General features: G+C 69.7%; 16 protein-coding genes. 11 read left to right on the forward strand and 5 right to left on the reverse strand.

The features are described 5' to 3' along the window. Window positions 1-17: 17 nt before the first annotated feature. The 4 genes from OHS16_RS03705 to OHS16_RS03720 form a co-directional block, all read right to left on the reverse strand. A complete protein-coding gene (locus OHS16_RS03705; RefSeq protein WP_328535699.1) occupies window positions 18-1232 on the reverse strand; it encodes an acetyl-CoA C-acetyltransferase in 1215 nt (404 codons plus the stop codon). Window positions 1233-1262: 30 nt separating this feature from the next. Then, a complete protein-coding gene (locus tag OHS16_RS03710; RefSeq protein WP_328535700.1) occupies window positions 1263-2405 on the reverse strand; it encodes an acyl-CoA dehydrogenase family protein in 1143 nt (380 codons plus the stop codon). Next, a complete protein-coding gene (locus tag OHS16_RS03715) occupies window positions 2402-3649 on the reverse strand; it encodes a CaiB/BaiF CoA transferase family protein (protein ID WP_328535701.1) in 1248 nt (415 codons plus the stop codon). The genes OHS16_RS03710 and OHS16_RS03715 overlap by 4 nt, the downstream gene beginning before the upstream one ends. Before the next feature lie 115 nt (window positions 3650-3764). After that, window positions 3765-4163 (reverse strand): MmcQ/YjbR family DNA-binding protein, encoded by a 399-nt coding sequence (locus OHS16_RS03720; RefSeq protein WP_328535702.1) that lies wholly within the window; start codon window positions 4161-4163, stop codon window positions 3765-3767. A 57-nt stretch (window positions 4164-4220) separates the two neighbouring features. On the opposite strand from OHS16_RS03720, the gene OHS16_RS03725 reads away from it, so the two are divergent. The 4 genes from OHS16_RS03725 (at window position 4221) to yicI (ending at window position 10833) form a co-directional block, all read left to right on the forward strand. Further along, complete coding sequence (locus OHS16_RS03725) at window positions 4221-5423, forward strand: saccharopine dehydrogenase family protein (protein WP_328535703.1); 1203 nt, start codon at window positions 4221-4223, stop codon at window positions 5421-5423. A gap of 103 nt (window positions 5424-5526) precedes the next feature. Next, on the forward strand, window positions 5527-6765 hold the full coding sequence (locus tag OHS16_RS03730) for an ROK family protein (RefSeq protein WP_328535704.1): 1239 nt from the start codon (window positions 5527-5529) through the stop codon (window positions 6763-6765). 761 nt (window positions 6766-7526) lie between these two features. After that, on the forward strand, window positions 7527-8399 hold the full coding sequence (locus tag OHS16_RS03735; protein ID WP_328535705.1) for a hypothetical protein: 873 nt from the start codon (window positions 7527-7529) through the stop codon (window positions 8397-8399). Window positions 8400-8571: 172 nt separating this feature from the next. After that, a complete protein-coding gene (yicI, locus tag OHS16_RS03740; RefSeq protein WP_328535706.1) occupies window positions 8572-10833 on the forward strand; it encodes an alpha-xylosidase in 2262 nt (753 codons plus the stop codon). Window positions 10834-10925: 92 nt separating this feature from the next. Here the strand turns inward: yicI and OHS16_RS03745 are convergent, their stop codons facing one another. Further along, complete coding sequence (locus OHS16_RS03745) at window positions 10926-13751, reverse strand: glycoside hydrolase family 3 C-terminal domain-containing protein (protein WP_328535707.1); 2826 nt, start codon at window positions 13749-13751, stop codon at window positions 10926-10928. Window positions 13752-14133: 382 nt separating this feature from the next. Between OHS16_RS03745 and OHS16_RS03750 the strand changes: the two genes are divergently transcribed. The 7 genes from OHS16_RS03750 to OHS16_RS03780 all read left to right on the forward strand — a co-directional run bounded on the left by OHS16_RS03750 (window position 14134) and on the right by OHS16_RS03780 (window position 25246). Beyond that, complete coding sequence (locus OHS16_RS03750) at window positions 14134-15792, forward strand: extracellular solute-binding protein (RefSeq protein WP_328535708.1); 1659 nt, start codon at window positions 14134-14136, stop codon at window positions 15790-15792. A 51-nt stretch (window positions 15793-15843) separates the two neighbouring features. Next, window positions 15844-16944 carry an ABC transporter permease gene (locus OHS16_RS03755; RefSeq protein WP_443042550.1) on the forward strand — a complete coding sequence of 367 codons (1101 nt, stop codon included), beginning with the start codon at window positions 15844-15846 and terminating at the stop codon, window positions 16942-16944. Next, window positions 16941-17891 carry a carbohydrate ABC transporter permease gene (locus OHS16_RS03760; RefSeq protein ID WP_443042551.1) on the forward strand — a complete coding sequence of 317 codons (951 nt, stop codon included), beginning with the start codon at window positions 16941-16943 and terminating at the stop codon, window positions 17889-17891. The genes OHS16_RS03755 and OHS16_RS03760 overlap by 4 nt, the downstream gene beginning before the upstream one ends. 142 nt (window positions 17892-18033) lie before the next feature. Then, a complete protein-coding gene (locus tag OHS16_RS03765; protein WP_328535709.1) occupies window positions 18034-20268 on the forward strand; it encodes a 1,4-beta-glucanase in 2235 nt (744 codons plus the stop codon). Further along, on the forward strand, window positions 20265-22238 hold the full coding sequence (locus OHS16_RS03770; protein WP_328535710.1) for a beta-galactosidase: 1974 nt from the start codon (window positions 20265-20267) through the stop codon (window positions 22236-22238). Before OHS16_RS03765 ends, OHS16_RS03770 begins: the two co-directional genes overlap by 4 nt. After that, on the forward strand, window positions 22235-24511 hold the full coding sequence (locus OHS16_RS03775; RefSeq protein WP_328535711.1) for a glycosyl hydrolase family 95 catalytic domain-containing protein: 2277 nt from the start codon (window positions 22235-22237) through the stop codon (window positions 24509-24511). Before OHS16_RS03770 ends, OHS16_RS03775 begins: the two co-directional genes overlap by 4 nt. Window positions 24512-24538: 27 nt before the next feature. After that, window positions 24539-25246 (forward strand): GH12 family glycosyl hydrolase domain-containing protein, encoded by a 708-nt coding sequence (locus OHS16_RS03780; RefSeq protein ID WP_328535712.1) that lies wholly within the window; start codon window positions 24539-24541, stop codon window positions 25244-25246. Window positions 25247-25262 lie beyond the last annotated feature (16 nt).

Here is a 25262-nt window from a genome sequence, read left to right on the forward strand (position 1 = left end):
AAAGGGAAGGGACGCGGTCAGAGACGCTCGATGACGGTGGCGACACCCATGCCGCCGCCGACGCAGAGCGTGGCCAGGCCGTACCGCTGGTCGCGGCGCTCCAGTTCGTCGATGAGGGTGCCGAGGATCATCGCGCCGGTCGCTCCCAGCGGATGACCGAGGGCGATGGCACCGCCGTTGACGTTGACCTTGTCGAGCGGGAGTCCCATGTCCTTGGTGAAGCGCAGCACGACCCCGGCGAAGGCCTCGTTGATCTCCACCAGGTCGATGTCGTCGATCGTCAGACCCGCCTTGGCGAGGGCCTTGCGGCTGGCGGGCGCGGGTCCGGTCAGCATGATGGTGGGCTCGGAGCCGGAGACAGCGGCCGAGACGATACGGGCCCGCGGTGCGAGTCCGTACCGTTCGCCGATCCCGGCGGAACCGATGGCGACCAGCGACGCTCCGTCCACGATGCCGGAGGAGTTTCCGGCGTGGTGGACGTGGTCGATCTTCTCGACCCAGTGATACTTCTGCAGCGCCACCGCGTCGAATCCGCCCATCTCACCGATCGCGGCGAACGAGGGCTTCAGTCCGGCAAGCGATTCGGCGGTCGTGCCCGGCCGCATGTGTTCGTCGTGGTCGAGCACGACCAGACCGTTGCGGTCCAGGACCGGGACGACGGAGCGCTCGAAACGGCCGGCCTTCCAGGCTTCGGCTGCCCGCTCCTGGGAGAGCGCGGCATAGGAGTCGACGTCGTGCCGGGAGAACCCCTCGAGGGTGGCGATGAGGTCGGCGCCGACGCCCTGGGGGGCGAATCCGGTGTCCCAGTTGGTCATCGGGTCCATGGCCCAGGCGCCGCCGTCGGAACCCATCGCGACCCGGGACATCGACTCGACGCCCCCGGCCAGGATGAGGTCCTCCCATCCCGAACGCACCTTGGCCGCCGCGAGGTTGACGGCCTCGAGGCCCGACGCGCAGAAGCGGTTCTCCTGGACGCCGGCGACGGTGTCCGGGAGTCCGGCGGCGACAGCGGCCGTACGGGCGATGTCGGAGCCCTGGTCACCGATCGGGCTGACCACACCGAGCACGATGTCGTCGATGGCGGCCGGGTCCAGGTCGGGGAACCTGCGGCGCATCTCATGGATCAGTCCCACGACCAGGTCGATCGGCTTGGTGCCGTGCAGGGCGCCATTGGCCTTTCCGCGCCCGCGCGGGGTGCGGATCGCGTCGTACACAAACGCTTCGGTACTCAAGACAGCAGCCTTTCGGAATTCGGATGAGGGTCAGGCCAGCAGGGACCGGCCGATGATCTCCTTCATGATCTCGGTCGTACCGCCATAGATTGTCTGGATACGTCCATCGGTGAAGGCCTTCGCGACCGGGTACTCGGTCATGTATCCATAGCCGCCGTGAAGTTGCAGACAACGGTCGGCGACGCGCTTCTGTAGTTCGGTGGCCCACCACTTCGCCATGGAGGCATGGACGGCATCCAGTTCGCCCGCCGAGTGGTCGACGATGCAGCGATCGAGGAAGGTCCGGGTGACCGCACACTCGGTCGCCATCTCGGCGATCTCGAACCGGATGTGCTGAAGCTTCGACAACGGACGTCCGAAGGCCTCGCGCTCCTTGACGTACTCCATGGTGATGTCCAGGAGGTGTTCGGCCGCCGCGATCCCGGCGACCGCGATGCCCATGCGCTCCTGAGCGAGGTTGGTCATCAGATGGATGAACGCGCCGTCCCGCTCACCGAGCAGATTCTCCTTCGGGAGGCGTACGTCGTTGAAGAACAGCTCTGCCGTGTCCTGCGACTTCTGGCCGATCTTGTCCAGATTGCGCCCGCGCTCGAACCCCTCCGCGCCACGCTCGACGACCAGCAGCGACAGCCCCTTCGCGCCGCCTTCGGGTGATGTCCTGGCGACGACGATCACCAGATCGGCGAGGATGCCGTTGGAGATGAACGTCTTGGAACCGTTGAGGATCCAGTGATCGCCCTTGTCCTCGGCCGTCGTGCGGATTCCCTGAAGATCGGAGCCCGCTCCGGGCTCGGTCATCGCTATCGCCGTGATGATCTCGCCGCTGCAGAACCCGGGGAGCCAGCGCCGCTTCTGCTCGTCGGTGGCAAGGCCGGTCAGATACGGGCCGACGATGTCGTTGTGCAGCCCGAGCGCGAGCCCGGCCACACCCGCACGGGTGAACTCCTCCGCGATGACTGCGCTGTACCGGAAGTCGGGATTCCCTCCACCTCCGTACTCCTCGGGCACGGCAAGACCGAGGAGCCCCTGCCGGCCGGCCGCCGACCAGGCCGCCCGGGAGACGATCCCGTCCTTCTCCCACTGCTCGTAGTGCGGCAGTACTTCCTTGGCGAGAAAGGTTCGGACGGTCTCGCGGAACGCCTCGTGCTCTGCGGTGAAGATCCGGCGCTTCAACGGTTCCCCCTCTGATGAGGTCCGGCCCTGCGGTCATGAGTGATCCGCGGCTCGGACTGCTGTGACGCGGAGGTCCGCGGCCCGGACTTCGGCAGCTCGGACATCTGCGGCTCGGAGTTCTGCGGCTCGGCGATGCCGGGCACCCCCCAGTCGCGGGCCACCTCCGCGGTGTCGGCGCCCGGCCTGGCCGGGCCCCGGCGCACGGATCCCGGTGTCACGGAGAACCGGGGCGCGGGAGCCGGCTGGGTCATCCCGCTGTGTTCGACGAAGGTCCCGCGTGCGGCCATGTGCGGATGGGCGGCGGCCTCGCGGAGAGAGAGAACCGGCGCCACACATGCGTCGGAGCCGTCGAAGACCGCAGTCCAGTGGGCGCGCGTCCCGGTCCCGAACCGTGCGGCGATGGCGGCCCGGAGCTCCGGCCAGCGCGCCGGGTCGTGGCGCGCCGGAGCCTGTTCCGTGATGCCGAGCAGTTCGGTGAACTCGTCGTAGAACCGCTCCTCGAGGGCGCCCACGGCCATGTACGCACCGTCCGACGTCCGGTAACTGCCGTAGAAGGGGCAGCCCCCGTCGAGCAGGTTCACCCCGCGGCGGTCCTGCCAGCCGCCGGCCGCCATCATTCCGTGGATCATCGTGCCCAGATGCGCCGCGCCGTCCACGATGGCCGCGTCCACGACCTGCCCGGTACCTCCGTCAGCGCGTGCGTGCTGCAGCGCGGCGAGCACGCCGACCACCAGATACAGCGAGCCGCCCGCGTAGTCACCGACCAGGTTGGCCGGGACCGCGGGCGGTTCGTCGGGCTTTCCGATCATGCCGAGGGTGCCGGTGACCGCGATGTATCCGATGTCGTGGCCGGCGCGCTGGGCCAACGGGCCGTCCTGCCCCCAGCCGGTCATCCGCCCGTACACCAGGTCCGGATTGCGCGCGTGGCACTCCCGCGGCCCGACCCCGAGCCGCTCCGCGACCCCCGGCCGGTAGCCCTCGATCAGGATGTCGGCACGCTCCACAAGACGCAGGACCCTCGCTGCTCCGTCCGGGGCCTTCAGGTCGATGACGACGGAGCGCTTGTTGCGGTTGGTGAGGTCGTGCTGCGGATCGATTCCCAGTCCCGCACCACCGGGCCGGTCGACCCGTACGACGTCGGCGCCGAGGTCGGCGAGGAGCATCGCGGCGAACGGGCCGGGACCGATGCCCGCCAGTTCGACCACGCGCACCCCGGCCAGCGGGCCGCTTCCTGTCGCCGTCATCAAGCCCCCAGCGCCGTGACACAACCGATGTGACATCAATGATGTTAAGAACGTGTTCCACTCCGCACAAGCCTTTTGGCTGAGCGTTTGCTTAGACACCTCACGGGCGCCGTGTTCAGCCGGAGGATGCCCGGCAGGCGTCCAGCTCGGCGATCAGCCTCCTGGTGGCGACGACCCGGTAGCTCTCCTCGACCCAGTCGCAGAGCACCGCCGCGGACGGCGCCCCCTTCCGGTCGAGCGGCACCCGCACCCACCCCGCGGCGCCGAGCCCGTACCCGGACGGCGCGGCGCCCGGCGACGACAAGGCGTGTGCATGCGCTTGCGCCCCCGTGAGCTTGGCGCCGACGCCGAGCGGAGAGCTCCCGTCGGTGACACCGAGAAAGACGAAGATCTTCTTGTTGACCTTGACCACGGTCTCGCCCCAGGGGAACTCCTCCGACGCCCCCGGCAGCGCCAGTGCGAATTGCCGCACCTTTTCCCACTTCTTCAGGGCTGCTGTGGGCACTCCAGTCATCCGGGCCTCCCGGTCCGTACGGTTCAGCCCTAGTCACGCTAACCTCAGCCACCAACAATGGCGCGGCACCCACGGCGGAGGAGCAAGTTGAAGAGGCCGTACGACATCGTGCTCTTCGGAGCGACGGGCTACGCGGGCACACTGACCGCGGAGTATCTCGCCAGAAACGCACCCGAGGACTGCTCCTGGGCCCTGGCCGGGCGCGACACCGCGAAGCTGGAGGCACTGCGGGAGCGGCTCGCCGCCATCGAACCGGCCTGCTCGACGCTCCCCCTCGTCCACGCCGACTCCGGTGACCCGGACTCGCTGCGTGCGCTCGCCGAGTCGGCGAGGGTCGTCGCGAGCACCGTCGGTCCATTCATCTGGTACGGCGAGGGTCTGGTGGCCGCCTGCGCGGAAGCCGGCACCGACTACGTGGATCTGACCGGCGAGCCGGAGTTCGTCGACGCCATGTACGTGCGTTACGACGCCCGGGCCCGCGAGACAGGTGCCCGGCTGGTCCACTCCTGCGGCTTCGACTCCGTGCCCACGGATATCGGGGTCCTCTTCACGGTGCAGCAGCTCCCCGAGGGAGCGCCCCTGAACGTGGACGGCTTCGTCCGTACCAACGCGGCCTTCTCCGGCGGGACCTTCGCCTCCGCGCTGACCGCGATGGGACGCGGCCCCCAGACGATGCGCGCCGCCCGGGAGCGGCGGCTGTACGAGCCCCGTCTGGTGGGCCGACGGGCACGGGCTCCGATGGGCACGCCGCACTTCAGCAGGGAGACCGGTGTCTGGGCTCTGCCCCTGCCGACGCTCGATCCCCAGGTGGTGGCCCGCTCCGCCGTCGCGCTCCCGCGGTACGGACCGGACTTCCGCTACCGCCACTACGCGGCGGTGAAGACCCTGCCGATGGCGCTCGGCGGGGTGGCCGGCGCGGGCGCGGCCCTGGCGGTGGCTCAGGTGCCGCCGGCCCGATCCTGGCTGATGGGCAGGGTGGAGCCGGGCCAGGGACCCAGTGCGGAGCGGCGCGGCAACAGCTGGTTCATCACCCGCTTCGTCGGTGAGGGCGGCGGGCGGCGGGTGTTCACCGAGGTGTCCGGGGGCGATCCGGGCTACGACGAGACCGCGAAGATGCTCTCCGAGTCCGCGCTGAGCCTGGCCTTCGACGAGCTGCCGCCGACGGCCGGACAGGTCACCACGGCCATGGCGATGGGCGATGCGCTGCTGGCCCGGCTGCGGGCCGCGGGACTGACGTTCCGGGTGGCACACGTCCGATGACGGGCCGTCCGGACGCACAGTCCGGACGTGCTGTTCTGCCGGCGGCCGTCGCCACCGGCGGAACAGCACCCCGCGCGCGGTGTCGCATAGGCTCAGCGGCGATATGAAGAACAACCTCACTCCGCTCGGGCCCAAGGCCGACAAGGACACCGTGCGGCGGCACAATCTCAGCCTGGTGCTGCGCGCCGTCCGTGACCAGGGCGAAGCGACCCGGGCCGGCGTGGCGGGACGGGTGGGGCTGACCCGCGCGGCCGTGTCCTCGCTGGTGGAGCAATTGCTGGAGAGCGGCTTCCTCGCCGAGACGGGCAAGACGTTCAGCGGCCAGGCAGGCCGCCCGGGCACGGTACTGAAACCCGCCAGGACCGGAGCCGCGGGCATCGGGGTCGAGATCAACATCGACTACGTCTCGGTGTGCGTGGTCGATCTGGCGGGCACCGACCGGGTACGGCTCACCGAGCATCTCGACAACCGCGGCGCACCGCCGGCCGATGTGCTGGCCCGTGCGGCCCGGGTGGCCGCGCGCGCTCTGGAGTCGGCCCGTGAGCAGGAACTGCGCCCTGTCGGAGTGCAGCTGGCGCTGCCAGGACTGGTCTCCGGTGGGACCGTCAGGCAGGCTCCCAACCTCGGCTGGAACCGGGTGGCTGCCGAAGGCCTCTTCGCCCAGGCGCTCTCCACTCTCCGCCCCGACCACCGAGCGCTGCCGGTGAGTTCGGAGAACGAGGCCAATCTCGCCGCGCTCGCCGAGCTGTGGTTCGGCGGCCTCGAACGGATCCGCAGCTTTCTCTATCTGACGGGCGAGATCGGTGTCGGCGGGGCGCTGGTGCTCGACGGCGAACTGCTGCGCGGGGCCCATGGATTCGCCGGTGAGATCGGGCATGTGGTGGTGGACGCGACAGGTCCGGAGTGCCGTTGCGGCTCACGCGGCTGTCTGGAGCAGTACGCGGGCCAGTCCGCGCTGCTGCGGGCCGCCGGCATCGACGAGAACACCGGGGTCTCCGGGGTCTCCGAGCTGGAGCGGCGGGCGCGGGACGGCGACGGGCGCACGGTCGCCGCCGTCGAGGAGGCCGGCCTGATGCTCGGACGGGTGCTGTCCGGGGCGGTGAATCTCCTCGACCCCGATGCCGTGGTGCTCGGCGGGATCTACCGCGGCCTGATGCCGTGGCTTTCGCCGGCCGCCGACCGGGAACTCACCAGCCGGGTGGTCTCCGGACTCTGGTCCCGGGGCAGCGGCCGGCTGCGCGCCTCGTCCGTGGCCGGCGACGCTGCCCGCGGTGCTGCGGCGCTGATCGTCCAGGAGGTACTGGCCGACCCCATTGCGCACACGGAGCGCCGGGCAGGCTGACCGCTGTCTGCCCTCCCTGCGCCTCACCGGGCCGGGCGTCCCCGCTCCTCGGCACACCGAGCCGGGTCCCTGATACCTGACGTGACGTCAATCAGCTGTGTGTGAACGGTTTTCCGGGCAGATGTGCGCACGCATACTGCCGTTCAGGGGACGACAGCAGTCTCCTGAGCACCGCACGGACCTGAGGGACAGCGAACCGGAAGAGGGGCTGGGACACCTATGAGTGCACACGGAGGAAAGCGCGCCGTCCGCCGGGCCGGTCCGGCGGTCGCGGCCGCCACCGCCGCGCTGGCTGCGGCCGCCGCGCTCGGCATAGCGGGCCCGGCCCAAGCGTCCACCGCTGCGGGAGCCTCCGCCGGACCGGCGGGCCCGGCTGTCGGGCACGCCGTCACCGTGCGCCGCGGCGGGCCCGGCCGTACGGTCCTCTTCACCACCTCCCGCTCCGGGGAGACTCTGCTCGGCGTCGAATCCGCGGCACCCGGTGTCTCCTGGCAGACCGTCGGCAGCGAGTCCGCGGTGGTGTCCCTCCGGGTCGACGGCCACGGCACCTGCGCGCGGGACATCACACCCTGCGTCTGGCCTTCGCCGCGGACCGCTCCCCGGCCGGTGCCGTATCCGCCCGGATCGGCGCGTTCTCGGTCTCCGTCGCCCACCACGGCGCGGACGACACGGTCCTGCGCAACGCCCCCGTCCTCTACGGCCGCAACATTCCGGCACTCGGTACGGAGTTCCAGAGCGCCACCACCGATACGCCGCTGTTCATGTGGCACGAGTTCCTGCCGTCCACCACACCCGGTCACCGGGTGCTTCAGTACTCGGTGATCTGGAGCAACGAGGACGGCGGCACGGACACCCCGGCCCTGATGTCCCGCTGGGGCCGCACCACCGACATCGAGTGGGTGTACCGCACCGAGATCGACGCACACGGCCGGTCCGTCCCCGGTACCGGTGTCTACCAGGCCCCCGACCACCAGACCCTGCCGTTCGCAGGGTCCTACGAGGGCGGGCGCCCGCTCCTCGAAACGTGCACGTCGAACAACAACATGTGCGACAGGGTCGACGACCCGATGCGGTTCTCGCTATCCCCCGAACAGACCCTGCCCGCCGGTCAGCCGCGCGAGCACATGATGGACGTCAACGCATGGACGTACCCCGTGATGGCGCAGGAGATGATCCGCGAGGGAAAGATCGAGTCCCCGGGCGACCCGTCCACCGTGGAGGTCGGGGACCAGCGCAACTACCTCTGCATCGCGGTCGCCCACTCGGCCGTCCCCGCCGCCGACACCGGCAGCGTAGGGCTCAGCATCGGCGTCCGGCTGCGCGGCGACGACACGCTCTACCGCTCGGACCACGGCGTCCCGACGTCCTCGGTCAACCGCGACGGCACAGCGGCCACCACCGTCGAGCTCCCGCCGGGCACGGCGGCGGGGGACATCGCGGAGATCACCGCGCTCCGCACCCCCGTCACCGAGACGGGCGCCGCACTCCACGTCACGGCTGTCACCCGTGCCTTCCTCCTCGGCCGGGACTACCTGCCCCAGGCGTCCTTCGCCGGCTGGAACGGGGACATCACCCTGACACCTGCCGCCCCGAGCGCGGTGCTGTGGAAGCCCGTGGTGAAGCAGCAGGGGTGATCACGCATCCCTCTATCGAAGCGCTTCGACATCGCGTAATTTGTGTTGCGCACATCCAGGAGTTCCGGACCGGCGTTCCGGAGAGGAGCGGCTGCCGCCACCGGTGCGGCCCGCCTCTCCCGGGCCCGGCCTCCTGTGACCGATCCGCTTCTGCACCACGCAAGGAACCTCTATGAAGTTCACAGATGGCTTCTGGCTCATGCGCGAGGGCGTGCGCGCCTCGTACGCGACCGAAGTGCGAGATCTCCAGGTCGGTGCCGACCGGATCACCGCGTACGCCGCGGTCAAGCGCGTCGTGGATCGCGGCGACACGCTCAACTCCCCCCTGATCACCGTCGAGTGCTTCTCCCCCGCCGAGGGCGTGATCGGCGTACGCACCATCCACCATGCCGGGAAGACTCACCGCGGGCCGGAATTCGAGCTGGTCGGGGCCGACACCACGGCGGCCGCCCGCACCCGCCGCGAGGGCTCGGCCACCGAGCTGACCAGCGGCCCGCTGACCGTGCGGCTCGACACCGACGGGCCCTGGGGGCTGCGGTTCCTGGACGCGGACGGCCGCCGGCTCACCGGCGTCGAGTCCCGCGGTACCGCCTTCGCGACCGTCCCGGACGGCACGCACCACATGGCCGCGCAGCTCGCGCTGAGCGCCGGCGAGAACATCTACGGCCTCGGCGAACGCTTCACCCCGTTCGTCAAGAACGGCCAGTCGGTGGACATCTGGCAGGCGGACGGCGGCACCAGCAGCGAACAGGCCTACAAGAACATCCCCTTCTACGTGTCATCACGGGGCTACGGAGTCTTCGTCAACCACCCGGGGAAGGTCTCCTTCGAGGTCGGCTCGGAGTCGGTCGGACAGGTGCAGTTCAGCGTCGAGGACCAGTCACTGGAGTACTACGTCGTCGCGGGTCCGACACCCAAGGACATTCTCCGCCGCTACACCGCGCTCACCGGCCGGCCCGCACTGCCGCCGGCCTGGTCGTTCGGGCTGTGGCTGACCACCTCCTTCTGCACTTCGTACGACGAGGCGACCGTCACCTCCTTCGTCGACGGCATGGAGGAACGCGGAATCCCGCTCTCCGTCTTCCACTTCGACTGCTTCTGGATGCGCGAATACCAGTGGTCGGACTTCGCCTGGGACCCGGAGGTGTTCCCCGACCCCGAGGGCATGCTCGCCAGGCTCAAGGAACGCGGGCTGAGGATCAGCATGTGGATCAATCCGTACATCGCGCAGAAGTCGGCGCTGTTCGCGGAGGTGGCCGAGCGGGGTTATCTGGTCAAGCGGCCCAACGGCGACATCTGGCAGTGGGATCTGTGGCAGCCGGGCATGGCGCTGGTGGACTTCACCAACCCCGCGGCCCGCGAATGGTTCGCCGGGAAGCTGCGCGTCCTGCTGGACCAGGGGGTGGACTGCTTCAAGACGGACTTCGGGGAGCGCATCCCGACCGATGTGGTCTGGCACGACGGTTCGGATCCGGAGCGGATGCACAACTACTACGCCCAGCTGTACAACCGCACGGTGTTCGACCTCCTGGAGAAGGAGCGCGGTGACGGTGAGGCGCTGGTGTTCGCGCGTTCGGCGACGGCGGGCGGTCAGCAGTTCCCCGTCCACTGGGGCGGCGACTGTTTCGCGTCCTTCAACGCGATGGCCGAGTCGCTGCGCGGCGGACTCTCGCTCTCGCTGTCCGGCTTCGGCTTCTGGAGCCACGACATCGGCGGATTCGAGGGAACACCCGACCCCGAGGTCTTCAAGCGCTGGCTGGCCTTCGGTCTGCTCTCGTCGCACAGCAGGCTGCACGGCAATGTCTCCTACCGCGTGCCGTGGGAGTTCGGGGAGGAAGCGGTCGACGTGGCACGGCAGTTCACGCTGCTCAAACACCGGCTGATGCCGTATCTGTACGGGGTGGCGGCCGAAGCGCACCGGACCGGTGTCCCGGTGATGCGTCCGATGCTGCTCGAATTCCCCGAAGACCCCAACACACGCCCGCTGGACCGCCAGTACATGCTCGGTCCCGACCTCCTGGTGGCGCCGGTCTTCACAGCGGACGGCGACGTGGAGTACTACGTGCCCGAGGGGACCTGGACCCACCTGCTGACCGGCGAGAAGGTCACCGGTCCGGTGTGGCGCCACGAGACGCACGGCTTCGACAGCCTGCCGCTGTACGTACGGCCCGGCACGGTGCTGCCGTGGAGCGGGGACGACCAGCGGCCGGACGGGGACTGGCTGACCGGACTGACACTGCGGGCCTTCGAACCCGCGGGAGTCACCGAGGTCACGGTTCCGGATCACTCGGGGGCGGTTGCTGTGCGGTTCCGCATCACACGGGAGGGGAGTGCCCTGCGGGCCGGCGCGGAGGGGACGGATCGTCCCTACCGGGTGGAGTGGGAGGGGGCCACCGCGGAGGGAACAGGCACGGTGACGGTGACAGCCGGGTAACCGCCGGGGCCGGCTGAGGGCCAGGGCAGGCGGAGAGGCCAGGCACCGGGACGGGACGTCCTGTGCCGGGCCTCTCCGCTCTCTCCCGGCTCTCAGCCGGAGAAATCGAAACGCGCACACCTCACGGGCCCGCGCAGCCTCACACGTACATCGTGCACACCGGACGCCTCGAACTCCGCTGCCGCAGTCATGTACGCGTAGACGCCGCCCGTCGTGACGGGGAACGTCACCGTGCTGCCCGGCAGCGTGAGCTCGACGGCACCCCGCCCGGACGCCTCGACGGTGACGCCCGTTGCCCGGGTTCCGAAGTCGCACCGCCGGAAGACGAGTTCGCCCTCGGCCCCGTGCACCGGTGTCACCGCGTCGCCGGCTGCCCTGGCGCGGTCCACGATCTCCGTGGCGTGCTGTTCGTCGTAGTCGGCCGCCGCCAGCCCGTGGGCCAGCACGTCCCGCGGTCCGGCCGGGTCTCCGGCCAGGGTCAGGGCAGCCGTGGAACGGATGTCGGCGCTCGATGCACCGGCCATGAGTTCGTACGTCCCCGGTTCGACCGTCCAGTGTCCGTGCGCCACATCCCAGTGGCCGAGCAGGGAGACCGGGAACTCGAACGCGAGCCGCTCCGAGGCGCCCGGCGCGAGCCGGACCCTGCGGTGGGCGACGAGCTCCCGGGCAGGGCGTACCACGGAGGGCCGCACGGCGCGGGCGTAGAGCTGTGCCACCTCGTCGGACGGCACGGAGCCCGTGTTGGTGACGGTGAACTCGGCTCGCACCATGTCGCTTTCGCACCTGGCGCGCACAGGCGAATAGGCGAAGGACGTGTAGGAGAGCCCGTGCCCGAACGCGTAGAGCGGCGTGCCCCGGTAGTACAGGTAGGTCTGGCGCGAGCCGATGATGTCGTAGTCCAGCAGGTCAGGCAGCTCCGCGTCCGACGCGTACCAGGTCTGCGGCAGCCGCCCGGCCGGGGAGACGTCGCCTGACAGCAGCCGTGCCAGCGCCGTGCCCGCCGCCTGACCGCCGTGTGCGGTCCACAGCAGAGCGGGCAGTCGGGCGTCCGCGTCCGGCACCGCGTAGGGATAGGACGAGCAGAGCACCAGCACGGTGCGCGGATTCGCCGCGTGAGCGGTACGCCAGAGGCGGTCCTGCTGTGGCGGGAGGGCCAGCGTGGTGCGGTCCTCGGTCTCCCGGCCGTTGATGTGCGGGTCGTTCCCCGCGACCACGATCACCACGTCCGCGTCCGCCGCTGCCCGTGCCACCGCATCGGTACCGCTCTCGACCGTCTCGATGCCGAAAACATCGCCGTCGTCGGCAACCCTTGCCGCCCCGGTGGCGACAGAGACGTAACGCCCGGTCCCGGTGTGCTTGAGGAGGTGGCCGCCGCCATGCTCCTCCAGCGTGAACGTCTCCTGCACGATCCAGCCCCCGGGCTGATCGGCGGAGGCCCGGACGAATCCGTCGTCCGCCACCGAGAGACAGCGTCCGTCGGCAGCCCGCAAGGTGAGCACACCACCGCCCCAGTCGACGAGCGCCAGCTCGGAAGGCCGGTCACCGCAGGTCAGCGGAGGCAGATCGGTTCGGCCCGCGAGCAGCGCCGGATCGAGCGCGCCCTCATCGGCTCCGGACACCTCGTTCGCGGTGTCGCAGGCGGGTACCTGGAGCCAGCCGGCCGCGGTCCTCAGCCGGACCCGGTCGGCGCCGTCGGCGTGGATCACCACGTCGGCACCGAAGCGGGCCCGCAGCCCCTCCACGGGTGTGGAGCGGTGGATGAGTGCGCCGCTGTACCAGTCGAGTTTGCACTCGTCGGCGAGGAGGCCGACCACCGCGATCCGCTGTCCGCCGGCGAGTGGCAGCAGGCCGTCGTTCTTCAGCAGTACGGCGCACTGCTCCGCGGCCTCGAGGGCGAGCGCACGGTGCGCGGGGGTGTCGAAGCCCTGGTCCGGGCCGGTTCCGGCATAGGGGTCGGATTCGGGGTCGAACTCCCCCAGCGCGAAGCGCATGGCGAGTTGTCTGCGCACGGCGGTGTCGATGTCGGACTCGGTGATCAGTCCCTGATCGAGGGCGCCGCGGAGCCGGCCGGTGATGACCGAGGAGTCGGTGCCGTGGTCGGTGAAGCTGTCCACCCCGGCCTTGAGAGCGGCGGCCGTGGCTTCCTCATGGGTGTCGAAGTAGTGCTCGGAGTCGACGAGGTTCGACGGCGCGCCCGCATCGGAGCAGACCACGAGATGCCGGTCGGTCCAGGAGCGCAGCTGCTCGCGGATGTAGGGGGACACATGGTTGGGCCGCCCGTTGACGAGGTTGTACGCCGGCATGACACCGGCCACCGAGCCGGCCAGTACCGCATCGCGGAACGCCCTGAGGTCGTACTCGTGGAGCACCCGCGGGCGCACCGATGCCGATGCGGTGTCCCGGTCGGTCTCGTTGTTGTGCGCGAGCCAGTGCTTGAGTACGGGCGCTGTGCGCCAGTACAGAGGATGGTCGCCGCGCAGCCCCCGGGTGTAGGCGACGGCGACCGCCGATGTGAGGGACGGGTCCTCGGAGTACCCCTCCTCACCCCTCCCCCAGAGCGGGTTGCGCAACAGATTCACTGTCGGCGCCCATACATTGAGCCCGACCCGCTCGTCCCGGGCGCGCATGGCACGAACCTCGGTGCCCACCGCCTCGCCCACCCGGCGCACCAGGTCCTCGTTCCAGCTCGCACCGAGCCCCACGGCCTGCGGGAAGACCGTGGCCGGCCCCATCCAGGCCACCCCGTGCAGGGCCTCCTGCCCGGTACGGAAGGCGCGCACGCCGAGTCGCTCGACGGGGGGCGTGAACTGATGCAGCATCGCGATCCGCTCATCGAGTGTGAACCGCGCGAGCAGATCGTCGATGCGCTTGCTGTGCGGGAACTGCGGGTCACGGAAGGGCGGCTGGTGCTCGGTCACGTGCGATTCCCCTTGGAAAGGTGGGAGGTTGAGCCTTCGAAGCGCTTCGATGCTGGGCGGCGACACGGCCGGGTGTCAAGACACCCGGGGGGCACAACTGGTGCCCCATGCACAGCCCTGCGCCGAAACACGCCCGGAATACCTCCGAGCTTTCTTGAAAACAACTCTTGTGCGTCCGGACCCCTTCACTTAATGTCACAGCAACATCGAAGCGCTTCGACAAAGCTGCGCCACGAAGCGGCGCCTCTGCGGGCACCCCCGCCGCCCTCGCCGTCCGCCTCGTAACCGTCTGCCACACCCGGACACACCCGCCTCAGACACACGAGCCGAACGACCCGCCCCCGCCGCGTGTCGTCCCGGTGCGCCACGAAGGGTTCACGCAATGACGCAGAATTCCTCCTCCGCCCCGAGCCGGAGAAGCTTCCTCGCTTCCACAGCGGTCGCCGCGGCCGCCGCGGCCGGTGGGATGCCCTTGCTCGCTGCCTGCGGCGGCAGCGCGAGCAAGGACAAGGAGGGGGCCACATCGGGCAAGGCACTGAAGAAGCTCGAACCGGACTACGTCGCGAACAACCCCGCCACCCCGGACATCCCGGCCGTCAACGGCTCAAGCCCCGGCTACACCAAGTTGCCCGCCCCGCTGGCCACTTCGGTCGAGTCGGTCCCCGGCAAGGGCTCCGCGTTCCGGCTCATGACCCCGCTGTGGGGCACCGTGCCGAAGAAGAACAACGCGTACTACCGGGCGGTGAACAAGGCCGTCGGTGCGACGCTGAACTTCGACCCGCAGGACGGAAACTCCTACCAGGACAAGATCGGTGCGGTCCTGGCGGGCAGCGACATACCGGATGTTGTCACCATCCCCGGCTGGAACATGCAGGGGCAGATCCGCAACGCGATCGTCTCCCGGTTCGCCGACCTCGGCCCCTACCTCGCGGGTGACGCCGTCAAGAAGTACCCGAACCTGGCGAACATCCCCACCGGCGCCTGGGAGTACTCGGTCTTCGGGGGCAAGCTGCGCGGGCTGCCCATGCCGACGCCGATCATCGGCAACGCCATCTTCTGCCGCAAGGATCTGATCGGCTCCACCGCGCTTCCCGCCAGCGCGGACGAGCTGTACGCCTTCGGCAAGGAGTACACCGACGCCAGGAAGAAGGTCTGGGCGTTCGACGATCTCTGGACATGTATCCAGAAGATGTTCGGTGTGCTCCCCGACTCCCCGCACTACTGGCAGCTCAAGGACGGCAAACTCGTCCACAAGATCGAGACGGCCGAGTACCGCGAAGCCCTCGCCTTCGGACGGAAACTGCACGACGCCGGACTGGTCCACCCGGACGCCGAGGCCAACAAGGACGCCGACGCCAAGATCCGGTTCACCAGCGGCCACGTCGTGATGTACAACGACGGCACCGGCGGCTGGAAGACCATGGTCACCGAGCAGGCAGCGGCCAACCCGAAGTTCGAGATGCAGGCCCTGGACTTCTTCAGCCCCGACGGTGGCAGCCCCGTTCTGTGGCAGGACGACCCGGCCGGGATCTTCACCTTCATCAACAAGAGACTGCCCAGGGCGAAGATCGAGGAAATCCTGGCGATCGCCGACTACGCGGCAGCGCCGTTCGGCACCCGGGAGTTCATGCTCACCAACTTCGGCGTCGAGGGCACCCACTACACGATCAAGGACGGCACCCCGACGTACACCAAGCAGGGTGTCCAGGAGGCCCAGCCCGCCACCTTCCTCTACCTCGTCTCCCCGCCGCCCGCCATCGCCTACCCCGACCAGCCCCAGCTGGCCAAGGACGCGGCAGGCTGGATGGCCCGTCAGGCCCCCCATGTGAAGAAGCCGCTCTTCTTCGGCATGCAGATCGTCGAGCCCCAGCGCTACGCCTCGCTCTACACACCGTTCGACGACCTGCGCAAGGACATCACCCGTGGCCGCAAGAAGGTCAGCGACCTCGAGGAGGCGGTGAACACCTGGAAGAAGAGCGGCGGGGACCGGCTGCGCGCCTGGTACCAGGACATTCTCGAGAAGAACGGCTCCGGCAGCTGACCGCACAACAGGGACGGGCCGCCGGTCGCTGACGGGCCGGCCGGCGAGGGGATGGAGTTCGACCATGGAGACCGCACGGTGAAGGCACGGACCACCGTTTTGAACGGCACGGCGGGCGAACCGGACGCAGACGTCGCGGTACCACCGCCACGGACCGCGGCCGGCGCCGGCGGCCGTAGCGGACGGACCCGGCGGGAGCGTGCGCGGGCGCGGAACCGCCGGCCGGTGACACAGGGCGGTATCACCCGTCGACGGCGGTTCCTGCGGGACCGGACGCTGATCCTCATGACCCTGCCGGCCATCGGTCTGCTGCTGGTCTTCAACTACATCCCGCTGCTCGGGAACGTGGTGGCGTTCCAGGACTACGACGTCTACGGCGCGGGCATGACGGGCAGCCCCTTCGTCGGTCTCGAGAACTTCCAGCGGATCTTCGACGACTACCGCTTCTGGGAAGTGCTGCTCAACACCCTGATCATCTTCGCGACCCAGCTGCTCCTCTTCTTCCCGGTCCCGATTCTGATCGCACTGCTGCTCAACACCGTGATGAGCACCCGGGTGCGCGCCTGGGTGCAGGGCATCGTCTATCTCCCGCACTTCTTCTCCTGGGTTCTGGTGGTCACCGTCTTCCAGCAGATGTTCGGCGGTGCCGGGCTGGTCGCCCAGTGGCTTCGGGATCACGGACACGGCGGTTTCGACCTGATGACGGATCCGGGCTTCTTCAAGTTCCTGGTCACCGCCCAGTCGGTGTGGAAGGACGCGGGCTGGGGTGTGATCGTCTTCCTCGCCGCACTCGCCGCCGTCAACACGGATCTCTACGAAGCGGCCGCGGTGGACGGAGCTAACCGGTGGCGCCGGATGTGGCACGTCACGCTGCCCGCGCTGCGCCCGGTGATCGCCCTTCTGCTGGTCCTGCGGGTGGGCAGCGCGCTCAATCTCGACTTCGAGCAGATCCTGCTCCAGCGCGACCAGGTCGGAGCCTCCGCATCCGAAGTCCTCGACACCTACATCTGGTGGACGGGCATCAAGACCGGCGACTTCGGCTACGCGGCCGCGGCCGGAATCTTCAAGGGCGTCTTCAGCGTGCTGATGGTGCTGGCCGCGAACAAGGCCGCCCACATGATGGGCGAGCAGGGGGTGTACGCCAAGAAATGACCGCGACACTGATGGATCAGCAACCGAAGGAAACCCCGCTGCAGAGGGCTCTGCGTATGGAACCTCGCCCTGTGTGGGAGGAGGAACCCACCAAGGCGGGCCTCGCCTTCAAGGGACTCGGGCTGACCGCGATATGCGCCATGGTGGTCGTACCCCTGTGGGTGGTGATCGTCACGAGCCTCTCGGACACCAGGGCGATCAACGCGGCGGGCGGCCTGGTCGTCTGGCCGAAGTCCGTGACCTTCGTCGCCTACCGGGAACTGCTCAGCGGCGGTGCCGTAACCCGCGCGACACTGGTCAGCCTCGGTCTCACGGCTGTCGGTACGGCGGTCAGCATGGTGGTGTCGGTGCTGTGCGCCTACGGCCTCAGCCGCAGGGACTCCTTCGCACACCGTCCTCTTCTCCTCACACTGATGGCGACCATGTTCTTCGGCGCCGGGCTGATACCCACCTATCTGCTGGTCACCGGGATCGGGCTGTCGGACAGTTACTGGTCGATGATCCTGCCGAGCGCGATCAGCGTCTTCAACATCCTGGTACTGCGCGGATTCTTCATGGACACCGCTCCGGAACTCATCGAGGCCGCCCGCATCGACGGGGCCGGCGAATGGCGCATTCTGATCCAGATCGTGATGCCGCTCTCGCGCGCCGTGCTCGCCGTCATCGCCCTCTTCTACGCGGTCGGTTACTGGAGCCAGTGGTTCAACGCGATGCTCTACATCCAGGACAGCGAGAAGTACCCGCTGCAGATGATCCTCAGGCAGCTGGTGCTTCAGCATCAGGTTCCGCCTGGCGCCATGGGCTCCGCCGTGAGCAGCGGAACCATCAACAGCCTCGCCGTCCAGATGGCCGTCATGGTGCTCGCGCTGATCCCCATCGCCGTGCTCTCGCCCTTCGTCCAGAAGCACTTCCAGAAGGGCATGCTCACCGGCGCCGTCAAGGGCTGACGCACACCTCGCAGCCCATCCGCTCCGCCGTGGTCCGTCCGCTCCTCGTATCCACTGCTCTCCCGTGTCCGCTCTCCCGGCCGTCGGGGCCGGCGGGCTGCCCGCTCGTGTCCATTGCGCGCCCCACCGGAAGGCGATCGTCATGACCGAAGCCCCACGTACGCCGCGTCGGCGCACCGTCCTCGCAGGTGCCGGGGTAGCCGCCGCCGCTGTGCTGCCCGGCGCACCGGCTGCCGCCGCCTCGGCCAGGACCGCGTCCGGCTCCCCGGCCACCGCCGGGAGCGCCGCACAACCGCACCGCTGGCGCACCGCGGTGATCGGTGGCACCGGATTCATCACCGGAGTGCTCTTCCATCCCCGTGTGAAGGGACTCGCCTACGCCAGGACGGACATCGGCGGCGCCTACCGCTGGGAACAGTGGACCTCACAGTGGGTCCCGCTCAACGACCGCACCGGCTGGGACGACTGGAACCTGATGGGGGTGGAGGCCATCGCGGTCGACGAGGCCCATCCGGACCGGCTCTACCTCGCGGTGGGTACCTACACCACGTCGGGGAACGGCGCGGTCCTGTGCTCCGGCGACCGGGGGGCGACGTGGACCCGTAACGCGCTTCCGGCCGCGCTCGGCGCCAACGAGAACGGCAGGGGCACCGGCGAGCGGCTGCTCGTCGATCCCGGCGACAGTGACACCCTGTGGCTCGGCACCCGGCACGACGGACTGCTCACCTCGGCCGACCGCGGGAACACCTGGGCGGCCGCCACCGGTTTCCCGGCCGTCCAGGGCGCGTCAGGACAGGGAGTCACCCTTGTCGTCGCTGCCGGGCGCACCCTGTACGCGGGCTGGGGCGACGGCGGCACCGCCCTCTACCGCAGATCGGGCTCCGGCTGGGCGGCCGTCCCAGGACAGCCGTCGGGGGAGTCCGCGAAGGTGCCGGTGCGTGCCGCGTACGACCGTGCGACACACGCTCTCTATGTCACCTACGCCGACACCGCGGGGCCCAACGACCAGACCACGGGTTCGGTGCACCGGCTGAACACCCTGACGGGCCGGTGGACAGAGGTGACGCCGGTGCAGCCGGGCGGCGTCACGGCCGGCGGGGCCGCCGACACCTTCGGCTACGGCGGAGTGTCCGTCGACGCGCGGCGTCCGGGCACCCTGGTGGTCTCGACCAACAACCGGTGGTCGGACACCGACACGCTCTTCCGCTCGACCGACGGCGGCCGCAACTGGACCTCGCTCAAGGACACGGCCGTCCTCGATGTCTCCCGGACGCCCTACCTCAACTGGGGTACCACAGCGAAGTTCGGCTGGTGGATCCAGACGGCCGGCATCGATCCCCACGACTCGGAACACATCGTGTACGGAACCGGCGCGACCCTCTACGCCACTCACGATCTCATCCGCTGGACCCCGCAGATCCGCGGCCTCGAGGAGTCCGCGGTGGTCCTGCTGGTCTCGCCGCCCGCGGGCAGGGCCCATCTGCTCAGCGGGCTCGGTGACATCGGTGTGATGTACCACGAGTCACTCACCTCGTCCCCCTCCCTGGGCATGGCGTCCAACCCGGTCTTCGGCACCGCCACCGGACTCGCGTTCGCCGCTCTGAAGCCCTCGTACACCGTGCGCACCGGGTGGTCGTCCGGCAGCAACGGCGCCTGCTCGGACGACGGCGGCCGTACCTGGCGGCCGTTCGCGGCCCAGCCGGAGATCGCGGCGGCCGCCCCCGGTCCCATCGCGGTCAGCGCCGACGGATCCACCCTGCTGTGGTCCTTCATCCACTGGGACGGAACCACGTACGCGGCACACCGCTCGACCGACGGCGGCGCCTCCTGGGCCGAGGTACCGTCCTTCCCCAGGGGCGCCACCCCCCTGGCCGACCCTGTCGACCCCTCCCGCTTCCATGCGTACGACACCGGCACCGGCACCGTGTTCCTCAGCACCGACTGCGGGGCCACCTTCACCGCGGGAGCCACCGGGCTCCCCTCCGGCGACAACCAGTTCCGCATCGCCGCCGCTCCGGGACGCTCCGGCGACCTCTGGCTCTCCGCGAAATGGAACGGCCTCCACCGCTCCACCGACGGCGGTGTCACCTTCACCAGGATCGGCAGCTGCTGGGCCTCGTACGTCGTCGGCTTCGGCAAGGCAGCGGAAAGCGCCGGCTACCCAGCGATCTTCCAGGTCGGTTCCACCGAGACCATCACCGCCGTCCACCGCTCCGACGACGCCGGAGCGAGCTGGCTGCGCATCAACGACGACGCACACCAGTGGGGCTGGACCGGGGCCGCGATCTCCGGCGACCCACGCATCCACGGCCGGGTCTATCTCGGCACCAACGGCCGCGGCATCCAGTACGCAGACCCTGAGTGGGAGCGGCCATGACCTCGCTGTACGACACCTACGGCCACCGGATCCTGTTCGGCGGCGACTACAACCCCGAGCAGTGGCCCGAGGAGATCTGGCCCGATGACATCCGTCTGATGGCGGAGGCAGGCGTCAACTCCGTGACACTCGGCGTCTTCAGCTGGGCCGCACTCGAACCACGCCCGGGTGCACGGGAGTTCGGCTGGCTGGACCGGCTGATGGATCTCATGCACGACCACCGGATGTCGGTGGTGCTCGCCACCCCGACCGCGTCCCCGCCCCCCTGGATGGGCGCCCGCCACCCCGAGACCCTGCCACGCGACGAGAACGGACAGACCGTCTGGTACGGATCCCGCCAGCAGTTCTGTGCCAGCAGCCCCGTGTACCGCCGCTACGCGGCCGCTCTCACCGAGGATCTCGCGGCGCGCTACGCAGCACACCCGGCACTGCGGATGTGGCACATCAACAACGAGTACTGCACCTTCTGCTGGTGCGACGAGACCGCAGGTCACTTCCGCCGCTGGCTGGGGGCGAGGTACGGCTCGCTCGATGCACTCAACGAGGCCTGGGGCACCGCGTTCTGGAGCCAGCGCTATGACGACTGGGCCGAGATCATCCCGCCCCGCCGCGCCCAGTACATGCGCAACCCCGGTCAGATGCTCGATTTCAGACGCTTCACATCCGACGCCCTGATGGAGTGCTACCTCGCGGAGCGGGACATCGTCTCCCGGCACACCCCTCGGGTCCCGGTCACCACCAACTTCATGCCGTTCTGGACCGGCCAGGACGCCTGGAAGTGGGCCGAGCAGGAGGATGTCGTCTCGGTCGACATCTATCCGGATCCGGCCGATGCCTGGGGCGCCCAGTACAACGCGATGATCGGCGACATGACCCGCTCCCAGGCGCGCGGCCCCTGGATGCTGATGGAGCAGGCGGCGGGCCCGGTCAACTGGCGGGGCGTCAACCACCCCAAACCGCGCGGCCTCAACCGCCTCTGGTCGCTGCAGTCGGTGGCGCACGGTGCGGACGCCATCTGCTACTTCCAGTGGCGGCAGTCCCGGCAGGGCGCGGAGAAGTTCCACTCCGCGATGCTCACCCATGCGGGCGAGCAGGGCCGCACCTACCAGGAGGTCAAGCAGCTCGGCGCCGAACTCGGGAGGCTCTCGGAGGCGGTGGCGGGCACCGACACCCCGTCCGATGTGGCGGTGCTGCACGACTGGGAGTCCTGGTGGGCGGACCAGCAGGACGGCCGGATCTCCACCGAGGTCGAGTACCCCGACGTGGTGCGTGCCTGGCACCGCGCCCTGTGGGAGGCGGGACTCACCACGGACTTCGCCCATCCGGCACACGAGCTGGGCAGGTACCGGCTGGTGGTGATCCCGCATCTGTATCTGCTCACCGACGCCGCGATCGACAACCTGGTGGCGTATGTGAGGGGCGGGGGCACCCTCGTCAGCGGTTTCCACACCGGAGCGGCCGACCAGGACGACCGGATCAGGGCGGGCGGAATGGACGTCCGGCTGCGTGAACTCTTCGGCATCTCCACCCTCCAGGAGTGGTGGCCGCTCGACGCGGGCTCCACCGTGGAATGCGAGGGCTTCCGCGGCACGCTCTGGTCGGAGGAGCTGGAGCCCGGCGGTGCCGAGACCGTGGCGAGGTACCAGGAAGGCGAACTGGACGGTCTCCCCGCCGTCCTGCGCAACGGCCGTGCCTGGTACCTCTCGACGCTGCCCGAACCCGGCGCGCTCCGCGATCTCCTGGCACGCGTGGCCGCCGACGCGGAGGCCCGGCCGGTGCTGACCGGCCTGCCCGCCGGGGTCGAGGCGGTCCGCAGGGGTGAGCTGCTCTTCCTGCTGCACCACGGCAGGCAGACCGTCACCGTGCCGGTTCCCGGCCGCCACCGCGATCTGCTCTCCGGCGCGGCGGTGGAAGGTTCGTTGGAGCTCGGCCGCTACGGCGCCGCGGTTCTGCGGGAGGACGTCCGGTGATTCACGGCACCTGGGAGCCCCGCCCCGCCACCCGATGGCAGGATGCCTTCCTCAGCGGCAACGGCAGGCACGGCGCCATGGTGTACGGAGACCCGGCCGACGACCGGGTGATCGTCAGTCATCACTCGCTGGTACGTCCCAACGGGAGCGAGGGCCTGGGTCCGCCGGAACTCGCCGACGGGCTCGGGCGGCTCCAGGACGCCCTGCTCAGCGGGGACACCACCGCGGCGGAGCGCTTCGGCGCGGAACATCCGCTGCACTGGGTGCAGCCCTTCCATCCGGCCTTTCAGGTGCGCATCCGGCAGGCTGTCCGGCAGGCAACCGGCTATCGCCGTCAGGTCGACTTCTCGACCGGCGTGGTCGGTGCGGAGTGCGGGCCGCAGGTCAGCCGGGTGTTCGTGTCACGCGCCGATGACGTGATCGTCCAGTACCTCAGGAGCCCGGCGATGTCGGCCGCCCTCACTCTCGACCACCGCCTGCCGGGCGTCCCGCCCCGGCTGGCGGTCGGGCGGAGCACGGCGCTGACCCGGGAGGGCGGCCGGCTCACGCTGCGGGCCGGCTACCCGGGAAGCGGCACCGCGTTCACCGGGGTCACCGTGGTGCTGGCGGAGGGTGGCTCCGCCGCCTTCGCGGGCGACGGCATCCGCTTCGACGGCGCCCAGGGCCTGTTGCTGCTCACCCGGGTGCGACGTGATCCCGCTGGAGCGGACCCGGAGGACACCGCGGACGCAGCCGCCGCACTGCGTGCCCTGCTCACCGGGGACGAGCCCGGCGGAGCCGTTCCGGCCGCGTGGGATGTCTATCAGCGGCTGCTGAGCCGCCATGAGGCGCTGCACCGGCCGGCGTACCGCCGCGTCACACTCCGTCTCGGACCGGTCGGCGACGAACAGCGCTTGCCCGGTTCCGAGTTGTTGCGGCTGCCGGGACGTCCCGCGCTGCTCGCGCGTCTCTTCGCGGCCGGCCGCTACCATCTGCTCTCGTCGAGCGGGGTCCTTCCGCCGCGGCTGACCGGGCTGTGGACCGGCGACTGGGACACCGCCTGGTCGGGCGCCTTCACCACGAACGCCAATCTCAACCTCCAGATCGCGTCGGCCGCCCCTGCCGCGCTGCCCGAGGTCACCGAAGCCCATGCCGCCCTGGTGTATGGCCAGCTGGCGGACTGGCGCGACAACGCGCGTGCACTCTTCGGGGCGCGAGGGGTCGTCGCGCCCTCGCACACCGACGGCGAGAGCGGGCACACCCGGCACTTCCAGCGCACCTACCCCCTGCATCTGTGGTCGGCGGGCGCGGACTGGCTGCTGGTCCCGCTCGTCGAACAGGCGCAGACCACCGGCATCACCGATCCCCGCCTCCTCGGCGCACTCACCGAAGTGGCGCTGTTCTACCAGGACTTCCTCAGCCGCACCGGACGGGACGGCCGGATAGTGATCGCCCCCTCCTACTCACCGGAGAACCGTCCGGCGAACGCGAGCTGGGGCACGGTGAACGCCACCATGGACATCGCGGCGGCCCGGCACGCCCTGACCACGGCCGCAGCGCACGCCCCCGGCCATCCCGACGCCGGGCGATGGCGCGCCATCGCCGGGAATCTCCCGGACTACCGGGTGAACGAGGACGGGGCGCTTGCCGAGTGGGCCTGGCCGGGTCTGGCGGAGAACTACCACCACCGTCATCTCAGCCACCTCTATCCCGTCTGGCCGCTGGACGAGATCAACCCCTACGACACTCCCGCGCTCGCCGGCGCCGCGCGCCGGGCGCTCGAGCTGCGTGGCCCCGAGAACGACTCCGCCCACGGCCATCTGCACCGCGCCCTGATCGCCGCCAGGCTGCGCGATGCCGGCGCGGTCGCCCGCGCACTGGGCGCGGTGCTCGGCGGCGACTTCTTCCACGACTCGCTGATGAGCTCGCACTATCCGGCACGTGACGTCTTCAACGCCGATGCCGCGCATGCCCTGCCCGCGGTACTCGTCGAGATGCTGCTGCAGTCCACACCGTCCCGGCTCGTACTCCTTCCCGCGCTCCCCCCGGAGCTTCGGGAGGGCGAACTCCGCGGTGTGTGCACCAGGTTCGGCGCATCCGCCGATCTGACCTGGTGCGACGGACGGGCGACAGCCGTGCTCCGCCCCAGCCGGACCGTACGGGTGGATCTGCGCGTCGGCGAAGGTCTGACGGTCACAGGGCCGCTTCCCACCGAACCCCCCGCCGGCACCCCGGAGGTCCTGCTGGACCTGACGGCCGGCGTGGACTGCGTCCTCAGCCTGGGGCCGCAGTAGTTTCCCCCCACCATGGAAGGAACACCCATGGCACGTCGTACTCCCGGCACACTCCTGGCCGCCCCCTTGGCAGCCCTGGCCGCGCTGATCGGTTTCGCCGCCGCCCCGGCGCAGGCAGCCGTCTGGTCCTCGTCCGACCAGTGGGGCTCCTACACCACACCGGACGGCTACACCCTCTACAACGACATCTGGGGTTCGGGCGCCGGCACCCAGACCATCTGGGCCAACTCGTCCGCCAACTGGGGCGTCTCGGCCGACCACCCGAACACCGGTGGCATCAAGGCGTATCCCAACGCCAAGAAGGTGATCGGCAAAGCGATCTCCTCGCTGGCCTCCCTCACCAGCACCTACAACGTCACCGTCCCGTCATCCGGCGCCTACAACACCTCGTACGACATCTGGGACGACGACTACGCCAACGAGATCATGCTGTGGGTCAACTACAACGGTGCAGTGGGCCCGCTCGGCAGCTCCGTCGGCACGGTGACGCTCGGCTCGGACACCTGGACGGTGTATGTGGGGAGCAACGGCGCCAACAACGTGTACTCGTTCCTGCGTACCTCGGACTCCACGGCGGGATCGGTCAACATTCTGTCGGTACTCAAGTGGCTCAAGGACACCAAGGGGTACATCGGCAACGAGACCATCGGCGATGTGCAGTTCGGCTATGAGATCACGTCGTCACCGGGTGGTCTGAACTTCACGACCAACGGCTTCAGCGTCTCGTCGGGCTGAGCGACCGCGGGAGGCG

It is taken from the genome of Streptomyces sp. NBC_00344 (genome assembly GCF_036088315.1).
Lineage (GTDB): Bacteria > Actinomycetota > Actinomycetes > Streptomycetales > Streptomycetaceae > Streptomyces.